Origin of the sequence: Acinetobacter lactucae, assembly GCF_013344765.1 — a bacterium.
GTDB lineage: Bacteria > Pseudomonadota > Gammaproteobacteria > Pseudomonadales > Moraxellaceae > Acinetobacter > Acinetobacter lactucae_A.
Genome location: NZ_JABVBF010000476.1, coordinates 1 through 247 on the forward strand (window position 1 = coordinate 1; position 247 = coordinate 247).

1 protein-coding gene is annotated in these 247 nt (G+C 53.4%); it reads right to left on the bottom strand.

All coding sequences use genetic code 11. The features are described from left to right. The coding region (locus tag HUN22_RS17920) for an Ig-like domain-containing protein (RefSeq protein WP_254617584.1) at positions 1–247 on the bottom strand (247 nt) is incomplete at both ends.

The following is a 247-nucleotide window of genomic DNA, read 5'->3' on the forward strand; positions in this document are numbered from 1 at the left end:
CTGCTTCTGCTGTACCGCTGATTGGGTCAGTGGCATTGATCGGATCAAGTACCGGTGCATTTGGTGCAACGGTATCAATCGTTACCACTGCAGTATCCGTACCCGCATTGCCCGCTGCATCTGTTGCCGTCACGGTAATGGTGTGTGGACCGTCTGTTAATACAGGCAAGCTATTGTCTGCAAGCGTCCAGGTGCCATCGCCATTGTTCGTCGCCGGATAGTCAGTGCCATCTACATTCACCACCAC